The sequence below is a fragment of the Hyphomicrobium sp. genome, from assembly GCF_009026145.1.
Taxonomy (GTDB): domain Bacteria; phylum Pseudomonadota; class Alphaproteobacteria; order Rhizobiales; family Hyphomicrobiaceae; genus Hyphomicrobium_A.
Genome location: NZ_WBUE01000033.1, coordinates 22851 through 41640, shown reverse-complemented (window position 1 = coordinate 41640; position 18790 = coordinate 22851). Strand labels below are relative to the sequence as shown.

Here is an 18790-nt window from a genome sequence, read left to right as displayed (position 1 = left end):
CGCATCCCCCTACGAGCGCGACGCCGCCGCGGCGGCCAAATCGCCGACGTCGCGTCCGCGCCTGGCGGCCACCGGTACCTGAAGCAGCGCGCCGCCGGCAATCCCCTGCAGTCCTGCCGGCACTATATGTAGACCCATAGCGCATATCGCATTCGAGCGGGCGGACCCCGCGGCAACCGATGGCCACCGAAGTCAAAATCTGCGGACTACGCAGCGAAGCGGCGCTCGACGCCGCGCTCGCCGGAGGCGCCGATTACGTCGGCTTCGTGTTCTACGCGCCCAGCCCGCGCAACATCGCGCCCAATGCGGCGCGCGCGCTGGCCGACAGGGCGCGCGGCCGCGCCAAGGTGGTCGCCCTGTTTGTCGATCCTGACGATGAGCTCCTCGCCAGCGTGATCGAAGCCGTGTCGCCCGACATCATCCAATTGCATGGCGCGGAGAGTCCGGCGCGCGTTTCCGACATAGCCCGCCGCTTCGGCCGGCCGGTGCTGAAGGCCGTCTCGGTGGCCGATGCTAAGGACGTCGAGGCGGCGCTCGCCTATGCGGGCCACGCCGATCGCATCTTGTTCGATGCCAAGCTGCTCGAAGGCGCAGCGGGCGCCCTTCCGGGCGGCAACGGCATCGCCTTCGACTGGCAGGCGCTCGCCGGCCTCGAAGGCCGCATCGACTTCATGCTCGCCGGAGGGCTCAACCCGGCCAACGTCGCCGAGGCCATCCGCTGTACCGGCGCACACGCGGTCGATGTTTCCTCCGGGGTCGAGAGCCGCCCGGGCGAAAAGGACCCCGACCTCATCCGCCGCTTCCTTCAGGCGGCAAAGACCGTTAAGCAGAGCCCCTGACGACGGCCCAGGCCGCGATAGGGTGGCCGCAGAGGATTACGATGGTGACGGCGACAGACAAGGCGATGGACGCCAAGCTCAACACCTTCCGTGGCGGCCCCGACGAGCGCGGGCACTTCGGCATTTTCGGCGGCCGCTTCGTCGCCGAAACCTTGATGCCGTTGATCCTCGATCTGCAGCAGGCCTACGACGACGCCAAGGCCGATCCGAAGTTCCACGCCCAGCTCGCCGATCTCAACGCGCACTACGCCGGGCGGCCAAGTGCTCTTTACTTCGCCGAGCGTTTGACCGAGCACCTTCGTGAAAAGTCTGCCGCCTCCGGCGGGGGTGGCGCCAAGATCTACTTCAAGCGCGACGAGCTCAATCACACCGGCAGCCACAAGATCAACAACTGCCTCGGCCAGATCCTGCTCGCCATGCGCATGGGCAAGACGCGCATCATCGCCGAGACGGGTGCCGGCCAGCATGGCGTCGCGGTGGCAACGGTGTGCGCGCGCTTTGGGCTGCCGTGCGAGATCTTCATGGGCGCCACCGACGTCGAGCGGCAGAAGCCGAACGTGTTCCGCATGCATCTGCTGGGCGCCAAGGTGAACCCCGTGACCAGCGGCGCCGGCACGTTGAAGGATGCGATGAACGAGGCGCTGCGCGATTGGGTGACCAACGTGCGCGATACCTACTACATCATCGGCACCGTCGCCGGCCCGCATCCCTATCCCGAGATGGTGCGCGACTTCCAGTCGATCATCGGCCGCGAGGTGCGCGAGCAGATGCTGGAGCGCGAAGGGCGGCTGCCCGACACGCTCGTCGCTTGCATCGGCGGCGGCTCCAATGCCATGGGCCTGTTCCATCCGTTCCTCGATGACGAGAGCGTCAAGATTTACGGCGTCGAAGCCGGCGGCCACGGCCTCGAGGTGCCGAACGGACATGCCGCATCGATGAACGGCGGCCGGCCCGGTGTGCTGCACGGCAACCGCACCTACCTTTTGCAGGATGCCGAGGGACAGATTCTCGAAGGCCACTCCATCTCCGCCGGCCTCGACTATCCGGGCGTCGGCCCCGAGCATGCCTGGCTCAAGGATACCGGCCGGGTCACCTACGTTTCGGCGACCGACAAGGAGGCGCTCGACGCCTTCCAGATGTGCACCCAGCTCGAGGGCATCATCCCGGCGCTCGAGCCTTCGCACGCGCTCGCTTACGTCAAGAAGCTGGCGCCGAAGTTGCCCAAGGACAATCTGCTCGTCATGAACATGTGCGGGCGCGGCGACAAGGATATCTTCGCCGTCGCCGGCCACCTCGGCATGACCATCTAATGGGAGGCAATGGGCGGTAGGCAGTTGGCAATAGGCAGCGCTCCGGCTGCCCACTGCCGATTGCCGACTGCCTCCAAACGCATGAGCAAAGAGACGCGCATCGATCGCCGCTTCGCCCAGCTGAAGCGTGACGGCCGCCCGGGCCTCGTCACCTTCATCACCGCCGGCGACCCCGACCTCGAGACCTCGAGGAAGATCCTGCTCGGGCTGCCCAGGGCCGGCGCCGACGTCATCGAGCTCGGCATGCCGTTCTCCGACCCGATGGCCGACGGCCCGGCGATCCAAGCTTCCTCGCTGCGCGCGCTGAAGGCGGGGCAGAAGATGCGCGACACGCTCGCGATGGTCGCCGAGTTCCGCAAGGCGGACCAGGACACGCCCATCGTGCTCATGGGGTATTACAACCCGATCTACGTCTATCCGAACGAAGCCTTCCTCGCCGACGCGCTCGCCGCCGGTGTCGACGGCCTCATCGTCGTCGATTTGCCGCCCGAGGCCGACGACGAGCTGTGTCTCCCGGCCGCTGCCAAGGGACTGAATTTCATCCGCCTCGCCACGCCGACGACCGACGACAAGCGCCTGCCGACGGTGCTGCGCAACACCTCGGGCTTCCTTTATTACGTGTCGATCACGGGCATCACGGGCACCGCCGCACCCGATGTTAACAGTGTTCACAATCACGTGCGGCGGATTAAGCAGGCGACGGCCCTTCCCGTCGCGGTCGGTTTTGGCGTAAAAAGCCCCGACCAAGCGAAGGCGCTCGGCGAGGTCGCCGATGCCGTCGTGGTCGGCTCGGCGCTGGTCGGTGCCATTGAGAAGACTCTCGCCACCGACGGTCGCTCCACTAGCAAGACGGTTCCGGCTGTCCTAGATTTGGTCGGCTCCCTGGCTGCTGCGCTGCGGGCCGCCTGACTCAGCCGAAGTCGCAGTTAACCGCGTTAATTGCCGCAGTGCGGCACGGCGCCGGAAAGCGCCATATTAGGGGGTCTTACGGTCCCATGTGCTAGGGATCTGGACCAATGCCTGACGAGGCAAACATCGCCGCCCGGTCCGGCCAAGTGTCGAGAGGCCAAGAGCGTGAACTGGATCAATAACGTCGTCCGGCCGAAGATCCGCAGCTTCCTGACGACGAAGCGCGAGGTCCCCGACAATCTCTGGATCAAATGCCCCGAGACGGGGCAGATGGTGTTCTACAAGGACCTCGAAGCCAATCAGTTCGTCGTGCCGGGGTCGGACTACCACATGCGCATGGCTGCTGACCTGCGCCTGCAGCATCTGTTCGACGGCGGCCATTACAGCCGCGTGCCGGTGCCCCCAGTCCCGCACGATCCGCTCAAGTTCCGCGACGGGCGCCGCTATTCCGAGCGCCTCAAGGATGCCAAGTCGACGACCGAGCTCGACGACGCGGTGCTGGTCGGCGAGGGCAGGCTCGACGGCCAGGATATCATCGCCGCGGCGCAGGACTTCCGCTTTATGGCCGGCTCGCTCGGCATGGCGGCGGGCGAAGCCGTCATCGCCGGCATGCTACGCGCCGTGGAGAAGAAGACGCCCTTCATCCTGTTCGCCGCCTCGGGCGGTGCGCGCATGCAGGAAGGCATTCTGTCGCTGATGCAGATGCCGCGCACGACCATTGCCGTGCAGCGCCTGCGCGAGGCGCGGCTGCCCTACATCGTCGTGCTCACCGATCCGACCACGGGCGGCGTCACCGCCTCGTATGCGATGCTGGGCGACATCCACATCGCCGAGCCCGGCGCCCTCATCTGCTTTGCGGGCCCGCGCGTCATTCAGCAGACGATCCGCGAGCAGCTGCCCGATGGCTTCCAGCGCGCCGAGTATCTCCTGGCGCACGGCATGATCGACATGGTCGTGCATCGCCACAAGCTGCGCGAGACGCTGAGCCGCATTTGCCACCTGTTGATGGGCGCGCAGCCCGTCAAGCACGTCGACAAGAAGAAGCTCAATGGCAAGACCCACGTCACCAACGGCAGCGGCGTGGAACCCACCCTGATCACCGCTGGCAACGGCTCGACGCCGGCGATCGAGCCTGAGATCCTAGGTCCGGAGGAACGCTTCGACCCCGCGCGCATCGAACAGCGCGACATGGCCCGCGACGACGACGAGCAGCCCACCTCGCGCTCGCACCCCAAAGACAGACAGCACTGATGCTCCCCATGGCCCCATCGCGGCTTCCCGCGCGGTTCTCGATCGGCGGGAGCCTCACGCTTTCGCAGCCGATGCAAGAAGCGTAACGGCGGGAGGGCCGCATGCCGACGAGCGCCAAGCTCCTCGCCGAGATGAAGTTGCTGCATCCGTTGCTGATCGACCTTTCGCTCGGTCGCGTCGAGCGGCTGCTTGGCAAGCTGGGCGATCCGCACAAGAAGCTGCCGCCCGTCGTGCATATTGCCGGCACCAACGGCAAGGGGTCCGTCACCGCGTATCTAAAGGCGATGATCGAGGCGGCGGGGGCGCGCGTGCACGTCTACACCTCGCCGCATCTGGTGCGTTTCCACGAGCGCATCGAGCTCGCCGGGCCGAGCGGCAAGGCGGTGCCGGTGGGCGAGGATACGTTGGTCGATGTGCTGATGCGCACGCAGGCCACCAACGGCCGCGACGACGTCACCCAGTTCGAGATCACAACGGCAGCGGCGTTTCTTGCCTTCGCCGAGCACCCGGCCGACGTGCTGCTGCTCGAGGTCGGCCTAGGCGGCAGGCTCGATGCAACCAACGTCGTCGAGCGCCCCGTGCTCGACGTCATCACGCCCATCTCGCTCGATCACTCCGAGAAGCTCGGTGCGAGCCTCGCCAAGATCGCCTTCGAGAAGGCCGGCATCCTGCGCTGCGGCGTGCCGGCGGTGATCTCGCAGCAGGAGCCAGAGGCCGAGGACGTCATCCGCGCCGAGGCGCTGCGCGTCGGCGCCCCGCTCATAGTGTGGGGCGAGCATTTCGACGCTTATGAGCAGCGCGGGCGGCTCGTCGTCCAGTCCGAGGAGCTGCTACTCGATTTGCCGCTGCCGGTGCTCATCGGCCGCCATCAGACCGTCAACGCCGGCACCGCCGTGGCGGCGGCGCTGCGGCTCGGCCTCAGCCTGCCGCAGCTCGGCCTCGGCGAGCGCGCCATCGAGCAGGGGCTCACGGCGGCGCGTTGGCCGGCCCGCATGCAGCGGCTCGATGCCGGTCCGCTGCCCTCGCTGCTGCGGCCGGGCGCCGAGCTGTGGCTCGACGGCGGCCACAACCCGGCGGCTGGGCGCGCGCTGGCGCAGACCATGGCCGACCTTGAGGAGCGCTCGCCCAAACCCCTGCACCTCATCGTCGGCATGATGGGTCTCAAGGATGCCGGCGGCTTCTTGTCCGCCTTCCGCGGGCTCGCCAGCCACGTCGTCACCGTCCCCATTCCGGGCGCGCACGAGGCCCCGCACGCACCCGAGACGTTGGCCGAGACGGCGCGCGAGGTGGGCCTCAAGGCGGAGAGCGCCACCGACGTCGCGGCGGCCCTCAAGCGCACCGACGCCTACCAGCCGGGGCCGAAGCGCATCCTCATCTGCGGCTCGCTCTACCTCGCCGGGCACGTGCTCGGGCTGCAGGAAGGCGTCGAGCCGCAAGCCAACTGACCTCGGACGCTCAACACTGTCATCCCGGGCAAGCGAGCGAAGCGAGCGCAGACCCGGGATCCAGCGTAAACTTCCCTTCTATATCGAGGCTGCGCCGCACATTCGCTGGATCCCGGACAGGCTTCGCTCGGCTTCGCCTTCCGGGATGACAGAGTGATGAGCAAGGCCTAGGCGCGGTCGACGAAGCTGTCGACGACGCGCTTACGCCCCGCCTCGTCGAACTCGATGGTCAGCTTGTTGCCGTCGACGTCGGTCACCGTGCCGGCGCCGAACTTCTGGTGCATCACGCGCTCGCCGCGCTTGTAGCTCGCCCGCTCGGTGGAGGCGGCGACCAGCTCGCCCTCGATGGTCAGCGGCCCGCGGGCCTTGCGCTGCGCCGCCGGGCTCCACTTCTTGGCTTCCTTGGTACGCTCCTGCGCGCGCTGCCAGCCGGGCGTGTCGTAGTGGCCTTCGAACGGGTCGGCCTCGTCGAAGCGGCTGCGGCCATAGCCTGCTCGCCCGAAGGTGCCGCCGAAGTTCTGATAGGCGCCTCCGAACGGCATCTTCGCTTCCGTCACCTCGACGTGCGCCTCAGGCAGCTCGTCGACGAAGCGCGAGGGCAGCGCCGATTGGTAGAGCCCGCGGTTGCGCCGGTTCTGCGCGAAGGAGACCTTGGCGATGCGCTTCGCCCTCGTGAGGCCGACGTAGGCGAGCCGCCGCTCCTCCTCGAGGCCCGCCTGCCCGCTCTCATCGAGGCTGCGCTGGTGCGGGAACAGCCCTTCCTCCCAACCCGGTAGGTACACCACCTCGAACTCGAGGCCCTTGGCGGCGTGCAGCGTCATCAGCGACACGCGCTGGCCGTCTCCGGCCTGGTCGGCGTCCATGACCAGGCTGACGTGCTCGAGGAAGCCTTCGAGCGAGTCGAACTCGTGCATGAAGCGCACGAGCTCTTTGAGGTTCTCCAGGCGCGCCTGTGCCTGCGGGCTCTTGTCCGCCTGCCACATGGCCGTGTAGCCGGACTCATCCAGGATCAGCTCGGCGAGCTCGGTGTGCTTCATGTGGCCGATGAGGCCGCGCCAGCGCTCGAAGCTGGCGATGAGGTCGGCGAGCGACTTGCGCGCCTTGCCGGGCAGCTCCTCGGTGTCGATGATCATCTGTGCCGCCTGATACATCGGGATGGAGCGCGCACGGGCCAGCTCGTGCACGCGCTTCACCGAGGTGTCGCCAAGGCCGCGCTTCGGGACATTGACGATGCGCTCGAACTTCAAATCGTTCGCCGGGTTGGCGGCGATCTCCAGGTAGGCGATGGCGTCCTTGATTTCCTGGCGCTCGTAGAAGCGCGGGCCGCCGATGACGCGGTAGGGCAGGCCCATGGTGATGAAGCGGTCCTCGAAGGCGCGCATCTGGAACGAGGCACGCACCAGGATCGCCACCTCGTTGAGCGGCTGGTTGGAGCGCTTCTGCAGCGACTCGATGTCGTCGCCGATCGAGCGCGCCTCCTCCTCGTCGTCCCATACGGCCGATACGGTCACCTTGGCGCCGAGTTGCCCATCGGTGAACAGCGTCTTGCCGAGCCGCCCCTTGTTGGCCGAGATCAGACCGGAGGCGGCAGCGAGGATGTGTCCTGTCGAGCGATAGTTGCGTTCCAGGCGAATGACGCGCGCGCCGGGGAAGTCCTTCTCGAAGCGCAGGATGTTGTCCACCTCGGCGCCGCGCCAGCCGTAGATCGACTGGTCGTCGTCGCCGACGCAACAGATGTTTGGTGAGCCTTGCGCTAAGAGCCGCAGCCACAGGTACTGGGCGACGTTGGTGTCCTGGTACTCGTCGACGAGAATGTAGCGGAAGCGGCGCTGATAGTCGGCCAGCACGTCGGGATGCTCGAGGAACAGGCGCAGGTTCTCGAGGAGCAGATCGCCGAAGTCGCAGGCGTTGAGCTCTTTCAAGCGCCGCTGGTAGGCGGCATAGAGATGCGCGCCCTTGCCCGTGGCAAAGCCGTAGGCCTCGCCCGGCGGCACCTTCTCCGGCGTCAGGCCGCGATTCTTCCAACTGTCGATGAGCGCCGCGAGCTGGCGCGCGGGCCAACGGTCCTTGTCGAGGCCCTCGGCCTCGATCACCTGCTTCAAAAGGCGGATCTGGTCGTCGGTGTCGAGGATCGTGAAGCCGGACTTGAGACCCACCAGCTCGGCATGCCGGCGCAGGATTTTCACGCCGATGGAGTGGAAGGTGCCGAGCCAGGGCATGCCCTCCACCGCGCCGCCGACCAGGTCGCCGATGCGCTCCTTCATCTCGCGCGCCGCCTTGTTGGTGAAGGTGACGGCGAGCACCTGGCCGGGAAACGCGCGGCGGGTGGCGAGAATATGGGCGATGCGCGTGGTCAAGACGCGCGTTTTGCCGGTGCCGGCGCCGGCGAGCACCAACACCGGGCCGTCGAGCGCCTCGACGGCTGCCCGCTGCTCGGGGTTGAGATCGTCGAGGTAGGGTGCTGGGCCAGACGGCATCGCGCCGGAGCCCTGCAACGCGCGGGCCGAGATCGGTCGTCGCGGCGCTTCCGGCGCGGCAGGCAGGTCGAATGGTGGCTCGTCAGCGTCTGTCACAGGTGGCGTCGGCGGCCGTGGAGCCGCGGGTAGATCGAACGGCGGCTCGTCCGCGTCGCCCGAGGGAGCCGCGTTCGCCAAATGTTTTCCACTTTGCGCCATGCTTCCGCACTATAGCACCGGGCTCTGCGCGGCAACCGGCGCGCGCCTGCCACCCACACCAGATATGGGGTGGCATATGGGGGCGAGGGCCCCAATATTCCCCCTCGTGGGTCGGTTAAGATCGCCTGTGCATGCGCCATTTTTCTGTTGCTGCGCCGTGAAATCGTCGTCGGATCGTGATCAAGACGGGGCAGAGCGAATAAGCTAGAGTGCGCGCAACCGAAGCGGGCGGCGGTCGACCAGCCTGACTGGCCGCTGGCGTCATTGGCTTGATAATCGAAAGAGGCATGCCGGCAGGGGCGCAGCCGCGTCTTCTGACTCCGCGATGTTTGCAGAGAGGGCCGAATGCCTATCGGGCCCCTGAAAGGTTAGATGAGCAACGGGCTTCTTTACATCGCGGGGCTGATCTCGCTCGCCCTCGCGGCGCTGTTTGCCGTTCCCTACTTCATCGATTGGAACGGCTATCGCGGCGTGTTCGAGGAGGAGGCGACGCGTATCCTGGGGCGCGAGGTGCGCGTCGGCGGCGACGTCAACGTGCGCTTGCTCCCGGCCCCCTACGTAAGCTTCGAAAAGTTGCGCATCGCCGATCCCACCGGCGCCACGGGCGAGCCGTTTTTCCGCGCCGACAGCTTCACCATGCGCCTGTCGGTGCCGCCGCTACTCAAGGGCATCATCGAGGCCAATGAAGTCGTGCTCGAGGAGCCGTTTTTGCGGCTTGCCGTCGATGCCGAGGGCGGAGGCAATTGGCGCAGCTTCTCCATCGCCGCCGGCTCGCTGCCGTTCGTCCCGGCGGGGGTCACCCTGCAGTCGGTCAAGATCACCGACGGCGCCGTTGCCCTCCACGGTCCCAAGGGGATCGGCTTCGCGGAGATCAATGGCCTCAATGGCGAGCTCAAAGCGGATTCGATCGACGGGCCGTTCGCTTTCAAGGGAACCATCAAGTGGCAGGACAGCGACCGCGAGGTGCGCATCGCCACAGGCGCCACCGAGGCCAGCGGCGGCATCCGCTTCAAGGCAACGGTGCGTGGCACCGCCGGTGATGCCACCACATACTCGGTCGACGGACGCCTCGATGACCTCAAGGGACGGCCGCGCATCGATGGCGAGATCACTGCCAAGCTGACGCTGGCATCCGATGTGCTCGCGCCTTCCGCGCCTCTTGGGGCGCCCGGCGATACCGCTGGCAAGACGGAAATCCCAGTCATCGATTTCAAGGCGCGCATCGCCGGTGATGCCAAAGGCTTGCGGGTCGATGACATCGCGCTCGCCTTCGAGCACGTCGGCCAGCCGCAGCTCATCGCCGGCTCGGCCACTGCGACCTGGGACGAGGCACTGAGCGTCGAGATGGACTTGTCCTCGCGCTGGCTCGACCTCGACCGGGTGGCGGTATCGCAGCAAGACGCCGGCAGTCCGTTCGACACCGCGCGCAACTTCATCCTGGCGATGATGGCTGCGCTGCCGAAGAATGCCGACAGCAAGGTCAGTTTCGACCTCGATCAGGCGACGCTCGGCGGCGAGGCGGTAAGCGGCATTCGCCTCGAGGTGGCACGCAAGCAGGGTGCCCTGCTGCTCGACAATCTGCGCGCCGGGGTGCCAGGGGGAGCCAAGCTGGCACTCGACGGCGCCGTGGCCGATGCCGCGAGTGGCCAGGCCTTCCGCGGTGATGTCACGCTGCACGGGACGAGCTTGGCGCGCTTCCTCGACTGGGCGGCAAAGGACAAGGCGCTGGCCGAAGCCGTGAGCAACGAGGGTCCGTTCTCTCTGCAGGGGCGGCTGGCCATGAGCGAAGGCGGCATCGACCTCACGGAGGCCGGCGCGGAAATCGGGGGCCGCCCGATCACCGGCGAGGTGCACTATGGTACGAAGGGTCGCCCGCGCCTGGCGGTGACGCTCGATGGCGCCGAGATCGATGCCGGGCAATTGTGGCCGGCGGGCGTCGGCGGGTTCAAGCGGCTGCTCGCCGGCGGTGCCACCGACGATACCTCGAGCGCGCCGTCGAAGTTCCCTTGGCTCGATGCCGCGACGACGGATCAGCACCTACGCCTGCGCGCCGGCGAAGTCATCGCCGAGCATGGGCGTCTACGCGACGTCGAGATGGATATCGGTATCGAGCAGGGGCGCCTCGCCATACGCGCCCTAAAGTTCGCTACCGCCGATGGGCTGCAGATGGAGCTCGAAGGCAATGTCGCCGACGCGACCAAGGCCCCGCGCGGTGCGGTCCAGTGGATCATCGCGGCGCCCACCCAGGGCACCTACGCGACGCTGGTTGAGCTTTTCGATCTATCCGACGATCTGCGCCGGCAGGCGGATGCGCTCGCGGCGTTGGCCCCCATGCGCATCGCCGGCACCGTGCAGCTCGGCATCCGGCAGCCGGGAGCGGCCGATATCGCCATCGACGGCGGCGTGCAGGGCAGCGGCCGGCTGGTCGCCAGCGCGCTGCTCGATGGCGGGCTCGGCAATTGGCGCGCGGCGCCGGCCGATATCACGGTCACGGTCGACAGCGCGAACCTCGTCCCCATCGTGGCGAGCCTCGGGGTAGGCGGTTCGTCCACGGCGCGGTCTGCCGGCAGCGCCCCACAAGCCGGCGAGGTCTTCCTCAAGGCTGTCGGCACGCCGGCGAAGGGCATGACGGCGACCGCGTCGGCGCAGGCGGCGGCGCTATTCTTCGGCTATGACGGTCGCATCGTCCTCCCCGCTGACGGCAAGCGCGGACTCGATGGCGAGCTGCGCATTTCGGCGCGCGCATTGAGCGACGCCATGGCCGTCGCAGGATTGGGCGGCGGTGTGGCGCTCAGCGAGACGCCCGTCGCCGGCACGCTGAAGGTCGCCTCTGCCGAGCACGCTACCGAGCTGAAGCCGCAAGGCTTGACCATCGGCGGCAGCAAAGTGGACGGCAGTCTCGCACTTGCTTATCCCAGCGAAGGGCCGGCCATCGCCACTGGGCAGATCGAGGTGGATGCCGCATCTATACCCGGGCTGCTCGGCCTGACGCTCGACCGCAAGCAAGTCGCCGAAGCGCCGGGTGGCGAGCCGCTCACCGCCGGCAAGTCGATATGGCCTGAGCACGCCTTCGATTTTTCGGCGCTCGACGGTATCGAGGGCAAGCTCAGCGTCGTCTTCGGCAACCTTACGCTCACCGAGCGGATGTCGCTTGCCAATGCGCGCGCCGACATCGCGCTGGCGCCAGGCAAGATCACGGTAAGCAAGCTGGAAGGCAAGGTGCTGGGTGGCGAATTTGAGTCGAGCCTCGTTCTGGAGCGCGCGCCGGGCGGTGCGAGCCTCGATGGCAATCTGCGCATCGCCGACATGCACGTCCGCCCGGCGGACGCGAGCGCATCGGCGCAACTGGCAAAGGATCCGCAAGCTTCTCTGTCGCTTGACTTCAAGGGCCGCGCCTCGACTCCCGGCGCGCTCATCTCGGTCGTGTCCGGCAAGGGCGAGCTGAAGCTCGGCGACCTCAGCCTGCACGCGCCAACCCCGCTGGCGGTTGTGGCCACGTCCGAGGCCGTGCTCAACGGTGAGGCTGGCGGCAGCGGCGAGCAGCTCGCCAGCGCGCTGCGCACGCAAATCGAGGCCAGCGAGGTGGCCGTCGGTCCGCGCACCATACCGATCGACATCGCGGACGGAGCGGCAAAACTCGCCCTCGTCACCCTCGAGTCGCCAGCCGGCACCACCAAGGTCGAGACGACGGTCGACCTGGCCTCGCTTATCGTCGACAGCGCCTGGCTCGTCGAGCCGCGGGCCCCCGACATTCCGCAGGCCGACCGGCCGCGCCAGGGTGCGCTGCCGAGCGTTGGCGTTGTCTACACTGGGCCGCTGGCCAATGCCTGGGCGCTCGACTCGCGCATTACCGCCGAGCCGCTCGAGCGCGAGCTGGCCATCCGCAAAATGGAGCTCGATGCCGATCAGCTCGAGCGCCTGCACAAGGCGGATGCCGAGCGCGCACGCCGCGAGGATGAGCGTCGGCGGGCGCTCGAATCCGATCAGAGCAGCGCGCCGCCGGATGTGCAGACGCCGGTGCCGGCTGCCCCGGTGCCCGTCTCGCCGGTAGCGCCGCAGCCGTCGGCCAGCGCCGCTCCTATCGATCCGACATTGCCGCCGGCCGCAGCCGCGGCGCCGGCCATTCCTCCCAGCAGCGCCAGCGCACCCGGTGTTGTCGTGCCGCCGGCGCCGGGGCAGGAGGGCCAAACCTTCGGCACCGCGCCGGCCGATCCCGCCGCGACGGCTCCAGCCGAGGCGGGCAGCATCACGCCGCCGGTGATGCAGAATGGCGTCTACCGGCCGCGGCGCCCGCAGCGTCAGGTGCAGCCGGGCGAGCAGGTGCTGCGCAATTTGCAGAACACCAACTGACCGATCGACGAGCGTCAGCGCGGGGGCGGCAGCGCCCGCTTGCGGAAATAGTCGAGAATCCAGACGCGCACGGCGCTCGACAGGCCCGCGTCGCCGCGCGCCGCGTCGATGTGCGCGACGATCCCGGCCAGCGTGCTGTTCTCCAGCATCGCGGCCTGCTGCAGGGCTTCCCAGAATGGCGCCTCCATGGATATCGAGGTGCGGTGGCCCTTGATGGCGAACGAGCGCTTCAGCGGGCGCGTCATCCGCTGCAGACTCGCATGCTTATCGGCGGCGGGCATTACTCTCGCGGCTCGTCGCCGCCGCGCTCGCGGCGCAGAGAGTCAAGGCGGCGTGCGGCGAGGCTCTGCTCGGCCTCGGTTGCTTGGCGCTCCGCCTTGCTGCGGCCGAAGGCGGCGCGATTCTCCGCGGCGCGTGCTTGCGCGTCGCGGCGCTGCTTAGCCTTTCGGGCCCGACGCAGATTGACGATCTCGGCGCTCATTGCGAACTCCTGCGTCAGATGCCTGTAAAGAGAATGTCGACTGCTGCGGTGATGCGGTTCCAATCCTTCGCCAGATTCGTGACTCGTTCCGTCAGCGCGACGCGAGGTATGGAGGCGAGGTCGGGCGTTAGCAAAGTGTAGTAACCGTCGGCGACAGCGAACTGGGGATACAGCCTCGATCCTTCAGAGCGGACAGACTTGGAGAGCGGCGCCACAATCACGGCGTCGGTCTCGGAGACGAGATCGGACTGCAGCACGACGAGATACGGTATCAACTTGCGCGTTCGCGGCGAGGGGTTCTGGAAGACGTCGTATTGACGCATCAGAACTTGCGCCAGTCGTCGCTGAGCAATCCGTGCTTACGGATGAATTCGTTGTGGCTCTCAATGGCGGCACGGTTTTCGCTCCGCCATTTCTCCCAGCGACCATGCTTGAGCTCGTTGGCAAGAGTCCGTTCGAGCGCTTCGGACATGTTGATGCCCGCCTGCTTGGCTTCAGCCAGCAGGTCGGCGTCGATCGACAGGTTGACAGCCTTCTTCTTGCGCTTGGCGTGATCCCGCATCGGTTAATCCTCCAGTGCGCATAGTCAATGCGCATTCTGCATGCGGACGACCGGCAGGTCAAATAGGCTTCGCCAGGGCTCAGTCGGGGCACAGCATCTTCTTCGGGTCGACGATGGCGTCGAACTCGGCATCGGTAACATAGCCACCGCCCACCGCCTCCTCGCGCAGCGTCGTACCCTTTTTGTGGGCCGTCTTGGCGATCTTCGCCGCCGCGTCGTAGCCGATCTTGGGGGCCAGCGCGGTGACGAGCATCAGCGAGCGCTCGAGGCCCGCCTTGATGTTGTCGACGCGCGGGGTAATGCCCGCGACGCAGTTGTCAGTGAACGAGATGGCGGCGTCCGCCATCAGCCGCACCGACTGCAGGAAGTTGTAGCCCATGACGGGATTATAGACGTTGAGCTCGAAGTGGCCCTGGCTGCCGGCGAAGGTGATGGCGGCATTGTTGCCGAAGATCTGTACGCACACCTGGGTTAGCGCCTCGCACTGGGTCGGGTTGACCTTGCCGGGCATGATCGAGGAGCCGGGCTCGTTCTCGGGCAGCGCCAACTCGCCGAGCCCCGAGCGCGGGCCGGAGCCCAAAAGGCGGATGTCGTTGGCAATCTTGAACAGCCCCGCCGCCATGGTGTTGATGGCACCGTGGCTCATCACCATGGCATCGTGCGCGGCCAGCGCCTCGAACTTGTTTGGAGCACTCTTGAAGGGAAGCTGGGTGATGGCGGCGATGCGCTCGGCGATCGTCTCGGCAAAGCCCTTGGGCGCGTTGAGACCGGTGCCGACGGCGGTGCCGCCCTGCGCCAGCTCCATAAGCGACGGGAGCGTCTGCTCGATGCGCTTGATGCCGTTCTCGACCTGCTGGGCGTAGCCGGAAAACTCCTGGCCGAGCGTTAGCGGCGTTGCGTCCTGCGTGTGCGTGCGCCCGATTTTGACGATGTCCTTCCACGCCTGCGCTTTATCATTGAGTGCGTTGCGCAGCTTCTGCAGCGCCGGGATGAGCCGGTGCACGATCTCCTCGGCGCAGGCGATGTGCATGGCCGTCGGATAAGTGTCGTTCGACGACTGGCTCATGTTGACATGATCGTTGGGGTGCACGGGCTTCTTCGAGCCCTTCTCACCGCCAAGGATCTCGATGGCGCGGTTGGAGATCACCTCGTTGGTGTTCATGTTCGACTGCGTGCCCGAGCCCGTCTGCCACACGACCAGCGGGAAGTGATCGTCGAGCTTGCCCTCCATCACCTCCTGCGCCGCCTTGACGATGGCGTCGCCGATTTTTGGATCGAGGCGTCCAAGCGCCATGTTGGTCTCCGCGGCGGCGCGCTTGACGATGCCGAGCGCGCGTACGATGGGCAGCGGCTGGCGCTCCCAGCCGATCTTGAAGTTGCCCAGCGAGCGCTGCGCCTGCGCGCCCCAGTACTTGTCGGCGTCGACCTCGATGGGGCCGAAGGTGTCGGTCTCGGTGCGGGTCTTCTTGGCTGTCATGGCAGGGTCCGTTGCGGGTGTTTGGCTGCGCCGCCATAGCACGCGGGACGGCAGCAGGCAGCAGGCAGTTGGTGGTAGGGTGCGCGTCAGTCGGTCTCGCGCAGCATCGACAGGGCGGAGCGGCGGTCCGACGGCTTCAGCTTGAGGAACGCCGTGCGTGCTGTCTTGATGTCACGCTCCGAGCCGCTGTCCGCCGCCGTCTGGAGGGCGAACGGTGGTCGGATGCTGCGGCCCGCAGATGAAGGCGAGGGCCTTGGCGAGCCGGCCCATGGCCGCGCGATCGATGATGACGTTGTCGTCCATGCACGCACTCTACCTGGTACACGTTGCGGGGAATAGAGCGGCAGCACCGATGCACGAGCCCTTTCACTTCCCCATCCCTTGAGGGGAGGCGAGGGGCCGAGCGATGTCAAAAGAGCAAGGCGCGCTGCATTGGCCCGCGGCGGGACGCCCAGGGTGAAACGCACGGGGAGCGGGGCGGTCCTGGCCCTCATACTTGTTTGGTTTGGATGCGGCCATCGTCTTCTCCGAAGCACCCTGGCGGAGCAGGTTCGCCTGACCTGCCAGGGGCCAGGACGGCCCGTGAACCCCATGTGCTAGCTCGGCGGCGAACATATATAGTAGCGCATGAGGCGCTTCGCTCCGACGCGTAAGGCATGCTGCGCCCGCGACACGCCACCCGCCCATGCGGGGGTGCTCCGCCGGGGTGGTCGCTGCGCCGTGACGCTGATCACCCTCTTGGTCGCTCTTGCGCTTTCCGCGCCCGCCCAGGACAGCAAACCGCGACCCGCGCTGCTGCTCGACCTCAATGGCGTCATTGGCTTCGTCGCCGCAGACCAGCTGAGCAAGGCGCTGGCGAGGGCCAAGGTCGAGGAGGCGCCTCTGGTGATCGTCCGGCTCGATACGCCGGGCGGATTGCTGTCGTCGACGCGCGACATGATCCGCGACATTCTCGCTTCCCCCATCCCGGTGGTCGTATACGTGGCGCCGAGTGGCGCGCGCGCCGCCAGTGCCGGGACCTATCTCGTCTATGCCTCGCATTTGGCGGCAATGGCGCCGGGAACGCATTTGGGCGCCGCCACGCCGGTCTCGCTTGGCGTCCCCGGCTTGCCCGGCTCGCCGCCCCAGCAGCCAACACCCGACAAGGATAAGAAATCACCCGAGCCGGACACCGGTCCTGCCGCCGAACGCAAGGCCGTCAACGACGCCGCGGCGTATCTGCGCAGTCTCGCCGAGATCCGAAATCGTGATGCCGACTTCGCCGAAAAGGCGGTGCGCGAGGCGGCGACGCTCACCGCCTCCGAGGCGGTGAAGCAGCGCGTCGTCGAAGTCGTCGTCCCCGATGTCGCTGAATTGCTCAACGCAATCGACGCGCGCAAGGTCGCGACCGTCTCCGGCGACGTCACGCTGAGCACCAAGGGGCTCACCGTGGTCGAGATCGATCCCGGCTGGAAGGCGCAGTTGATGTCGATCATCACTGATCCCAACATCGCCTTCGTGCTCATGCTCATCGGGATTTACGGCATCCTGTTCGAGTTCATGAATCCAGGCGCGGTCGCGCCGGGGATCATCGGCGGCATCTGCCTCATCGTGGCGCTCACGGCCCTGTCGGTTCTGCCGCTGAACTACGGCGGGCTCGCGCTTCTCCTTTTCGGCATCGCCTTGCTGGTGGCCGAGGCCTTCGTGCCGAGCTTCGGCGTGCTCGGGCTGGGCGGCATTGCCGCATTCGTGGTGGGAGCATTCTTTCTCTTCGATCCGGCGGAGACGAGCTTCGGCTTCGGCGTCGCCTGGCCACTGATCCTCGGCGCCGCAGCGACCAGCGCGCTATTGGTGATCGGCATCATGGGCTTTGCCCTCAAGGCGCGCCACCGCGCTGTGCGCACTGGCGCCGAGGAGATGATCGGCAGCGTCGGCGAGGTGCTCAGCTGGATCGGCACGCAAGGTCAGGTGCGGGTGCACGGCGAGATTTGGGCCGCGCGCTCGGACCACAGCCTGGCGCGTGGGCGCAAAGCCCGCGTGATCGGCCGCGTCGGTCTCACGTTGACCGTCGAGGAGGTCGCGTAGCCTCGAGGTAGATCATGCCTATTCCTCCAACCATTGGTGTTCCCATGTGGCTCGCATTCGCAGTCCTGTTTCTGGTGATCGTCATAGCTTCCACGTTCCGCATCCTGCGCGAGTACGAGCGCGGCGTCGTCTTCCTGCTCGGGCGCCTGTGGAAGGTGAAGGGTCCCGGCCTCGTCATCATCGTGCCCTTCATCCAGCAAATGGTGCGCGTCGATCTCAGGACCCGCGTCTTCGACGTGCCGCCCCAGGACGTCATCTCCAGGGACAACGTCTCGGTCAAAGTCAACGCCGTGCTCTATTACCGCGTGATCGACGCCGAGAAGGCGATCATCCAGGTCGAGCACTTCGATGACGCGACGAGCCAGCTGGCGCAAACGACGCTGCGCTCCATCGTCGGGCAGCACGATCTCGATCAGATGCTGGCCGAGCGGGAGAAGCTCAACACCGAGATCCAGCAAATCCTCGATGAGCAAACGGACGCCTGGGGTATCAAGGTCAGCAACGTCGAGCTGAAGCACATCGATCTCAACGAAACGATGGTGCGCGCCATCGCCAAGCAGGCCGAGGCGGAGCGCTTGAGGCGCGCCAAGATCATCGATGCCGAGGGCGAGTATCAGGCGGCCGAGCGCCTGGCGAGCGCGGCAGAAATCCTCGCCCGGCGTCCGGAGGCGATGCAGCTTCGTTATCTGGGCACGCTGCTCAATATCGCGGGCGAGAAGAGCTCGACCATCGTGTTCCCATTTCCGATTGAGCTAGGCGCCGCCCTTGGGGCCGGCGCGCCGCGGGCGCCGAAGCGGGACGCGGAGTGAGGCGTCAGCCGGCGCAAGCTGCCTGCGAGGACACCTCGAACGGAAACGGTTGTCGACGTCGCGGAAGGCAGTCGCAAAAAAGGTGACCTCCCCGCCCCGGGAAGGTCACCCTGCAGTCCGTTACCGGATGTAGAGGTAGATGCCGTGTCCACGCCTGCGACGCCGCCGGTAGTACCGGCGCCGCCTGCGCCGACGGCCGAACCATATCCCGAAGCCTCTCCTCCTGCGCCAACGACGGCGGGCGTTGGCCGGCGTACTGCTGGTGGCGAGCGATAGCGTCGAGATGCCGGCGACGCTGAGGCCGTACGTGCCAATGGAGCCGAGGCCGTAGATTACGACCATGGCCACGGCGGCGCACACCGCAACGACGCCGCGACGCAAGCCTCGACCCAGCGACTGCAGCCCCTGCCAAATTGCCTTGATGCTCTCAGTCATTCGATTGCCTCCGCCTTCCACCGCGAAAAAGCGCGGCTCTTCAGCAAGAATGCAAGGTGCCACCCGATTGCCTTGCGGGTGACAGCCCAACGTCATCGAGATCCAACTGAAGACAGTATTGCTCTTTTCTATGGCGGTGCCAAGGCGAACGTGTCGAAATCGGCACGATCCGTTTCCACTCAA

At 66.8% G+C, this 18790-nt stretch carries 16 protein-coding genes; 8 read left to right on the top strand and 8 right to left on the bottom strand.

Translation table 11 applies throughout. The annotated features are described in order from the left end of the window. The first annotated feature begins 179 nt into the window (after nt 1–179). The 5 genes from F9K20_RS18870 to F9K20_RS18850 all read left to right on the top strand — a co-directional run bounded on the left by F9K20_RS18870 (nt 180) and on the right by F9K20_RS18850 (nt 5754). On the top strand, nt 180–839 hold the full coding sequence (locus F9K20_RS18870) for a phosphoribosylanthranilate isomerase (RefSeq protein ID WP_291005598.1): 660 nt from the start codon (nt 180–182) through the stop codon (nt 837–839). A gap of 41 nt (nt 840–880) precedes the next feature. After that, on the top strand, nt 881–2149 hold the full coding sequence (gene trpB / locus F9K20_RS18865; RefSeq protein WP_291005595.1) for a tryptophan synthase subunit beta: 1269 nt from the start codon (nt 881–883) through the stop codon (nt 2147–2149). 81 nt (nt 2150–2230) lie between these two features. Further along, the gene (trpA, locus tag F9K20_RS18860) at nt 2231–3058 is read left to right on the top strand and encodes a tryptophan synthase subunit alpha (RefSeq protein WP_291005592.1); all 828 of its coding nucleotides are present in this window, start codon (nt 2231–2233) and stop codon (nt 3056–3058) included. Nucleotides 3059–3223: 165 nt separating this feature from the next. After that, nucleotides 3224–4309, top strand: coding sequence for an acetyl-CoA carboxylase, carboxyltransferase subunit beta (gene accD, locus F9K20_RS18855; protein ID WP_291005589.1), 1086 nt, complete (start codon nt 3224–3226; stop codon nt 4307–4309). Between the two features lie 101 nt (nt 4310–4410). Beyond that, on the top strand, nt 4411–5754 hold the full coding sequence (locus F9K20_RS18850; RefSeq protein ID WP_291005586.1) for a folylpolyglutamate synthase/dihydrofolate synthase family protein: 1344 nt from the start codon (nt 4411–4413) through the stop codon (nt 5752–5754). Between the two features lie 167 nt (nt 5755–5921). Here the strand turns inward: F9K20_RS18850 and F9K20_RS18845 are convergent, their stop codons facing one another. Next, nucleotides 5922–8231, bottom strand: a complete 2310-nt coding sequence (locus F9K20_RS18845; RefSeq protein ID WP_291005583.1) for an ATP-dependent helicase — start codon at nt 8229–8231, stop codon at nt 5922–5924. A gap of 570 nt (nt 8232–8801) precedes the next feature. Here F9K20_RS18845 and F9K20_RS18840 point away from each other — a divergent pair. Further along, nucleotides 8802–12779: an AsmA family protein gene (locus F9K20_RS18840; RefSeq protein WP_291005580.1), complete on the top strand. Its 3978-nt coding sequence runs from the start codon at nt 8802–8804 to the stop codon at nt 12777–12779. A 14-nt stretch (nt 12780–12793) separates the two neighbouring features. Here the strand turns inward: F9K20_RS18840 and F9K20_RS18835 are convergent, their stop codons facing one another. The 6 genes from F9K20_RS18835 to F9K20_RS18810 form a co-directional block, all read right to left on the bottom strand. Next, complete coding sequence (locus F9K20_RS18835) at nt 12794–13060, bottom strand: ribbon-helix-helix domain-containing protein (RefSeq protein ID WP_291005577.1); 267 nt, start codon at nt 13058–13060, stop codon at nt 12794–12796. Then, the gene (locus tag F9K20_RS18830; protein WP_291005574.1) at nt 13060–13260 is read right to left on the bottom strand and encodes a DUF4169 family protein; all 201 of its coding nucleotides are present in this window, start codon (nt 13258–13260) and stop codon (nt 13060–13062) included. The genes F9K20_RS18835 and F9K20_RS18830 overlap by 1 nt, the downstream gene beginning before the upstream one ends. 14 nt (nt 13261–13274) lie before the next feature. Further along, a complete protein-coding gene (locus tag F9K20_RS18825) occupies nt 13275–13583 on the bottom strand; it encodes a CcdB family protein (RefSeq protein WP_291005570.1) in 309 nt (102 codons plus the stop codon). Then, a complete protein-coding gene (locus tag F9K20_RS18820) occupies nt 13583–13822 on the bottom strand; it encodes a type II toxin-antitoxin system CcdA family antitoxin (RefSeq protein WP_291005567.1) in 240 nt (79 codons plus the stop codon). The genes F9K20_RS18825 and F9K20_RS18820 overlap by 1 nt, the downstream gene beginning before the upstream one ends. Nucleotides 13823–13901: 79 nt before the next feature. Further along, nucleotides 13902–15299, bottom strand: coding sequence for a class II fumarate hydratase (gene fumC, locus F9K20_RS18815; protein ID WP_291005565.1), 1398 nt, complete (start codon nt 15297–15299; stop codon nt 13902–13904). Nucleotides 15300–15470: 171 nt separating this feature from the next. Next, nucleotides 15471–15602, bottom strand: a complete 132-nt coding sequence (locus F9K20_RS18810) for a hypothetical protein (protein ID WP_291005563.1) — start codon at nt 15600–15602, stop codon at nt 15471–15473. A 417-nt stretch (nt 15603–16019) separates the two neighbouring features. Here F9K20_RS18810 and F9K20_RS18805 point away from each other — a divergent pair, with 417 nt between their 5' ends. Together F9K20_RS18805 and F9K20_RS18800 are read left to right on the top strand one after the other, a co-directional pair. After that, nucleotides 16020–17363 carry a nodulation protein NfeD gene (locus tag F9K20_RS18805; protein ID WP_291005561.1) on the top strand — a complete coding sequence of 448 codons (1344 nt, stop codon included), beginning with the start codon at nt 16020–16022 and terminating at the stop codon, nt 17361–17363. 14 nt (nt 17364–17377) lie between these two features. Then, nucleotides 17378–18172, top strand: coding sequence for a slipin family protein (locus F9K20_RS18800; protein ID WP_291005559.1), 795 nt, complete (start codon nt 17378–17380; stop codon nt 18170–18172). Nucleotides 18173–18292: 120 nt separating this feature from the next. Here the strand turns inward: F9K20_RS18800 and F9K20_RS18795 are convergent, their stop codons facing one another. Continuing rightward, nucleotides 18293–18607 carry a hypothetical protein gene (locus tag F9K20_RS18795; RefSeq protein WP_291005556.1) on the bottom strand — a complete coding sequence of 105 codons (315 nt, stop codon included), beginning with the start codon at nt 18605–18607 and terminating at the stop codon, nt 18293–18295. Nucleotides 18608–18790 lie beyond the last annotated feature (183 nt).

Bases quoted from the DNA above. Each gene is read 5' to 3' on its own strand.
- F9K20_RS18870 (WP_291005598.1), top strand. From the start codon at position 180: ATGGCCACCGAAGTCAAAATCTGCGGACTACGCAGCGAAGCGGCGCTC.
- trpB (WP_291005595.1), top strand. From the start codon at position 881: ATGGTGACGGCGACAGACAAGGCGATGGACGCCAAGCTCAACACCTTC.
- trpA (WP_291005592.1), top strand. From the start codon at position 2,231: ATGAGCAAAGAGACGCGCATCGATCGCCGCTTCGCCCAGCTGAAGCGT.
- F9K20_RS18850 (WP_291005586.1), top strand. From the start codon at position 4,411: ATGCCGACGAGCGCCAAGCTCCTCGCCGAGATGAAGTTGCTGCATCCG.
- F9K20_RS18845 (WP_291005583.1), bottom strand. From the start codon at position 8,231: ATGCCGTCTGGCCCAGCACCCTACCTCGACGATCTCAACCCCGAGCAG.
- F9K20_RS18840 (WP_291005580.1), top strand. From the start codon at position 8,802: ATGAGCAACGGGCTTCTTTACATCGCGGGGCTGATCTCGCTCGCCCTC.
- F9K20_RS18835 (WP_291005577.1), bottom strand. From the start codon at position 13,060: ATGCCCGCCGCCGATAAGCATGCGAGTCTGCAGCGGATGACGCGCCCG.
- F9K20_RS18830 (WP_291005574.1), bottom strand. From the start codon at position 13,260: ATGAGCGCCGAGATCGTCAATCTGCGTCGGGCCCGAAAGGCTAAGCAG.
- F9K20_RS18825 (WP_291005570.1), bottom strand. From the start codon at position 13,583: ATGCGTCAATACGACGTCTTCCAGAACCCCTCGCCGCGAACGCGCAAG.
- F9K20_RS18820 (WP_291005567.1), bottom strand. From the start codon at position 13,822: ATGCGGGATCACGCCAAGCGCAAGAAGAAGGCTGTCAACCTGTCGATC.
- fumC (WP_291005565.1), bottom strand. From the start codon at position 15,299: ATGACAGCCAAGAAGACCCGCACCGAGACCGACACCTTCGGCCCCATC.
- F9K20_RS18810 (WP_291005563.1), bottom strand. From the start codon at position 15,602: ATGGACGACAACGTCATCATCGATCGCGCGGCCATGGGCCGGCTCGCC.
- F9K20_RS18800 (WP_291005559.1), top strand. From the start codon at position 17,378: ATGCCTATTCCTCCAACCATTGGTGTTCCCATGTGGCTCGCATTCGCA.
- F9K20_RS18795 (WP_291005556.1), bottom strand. From the start codon at position 18,607: ATGACTGAGAGCATCAAGGCAATTTGGCAGGGGCTGCAGTCGCTGGGT.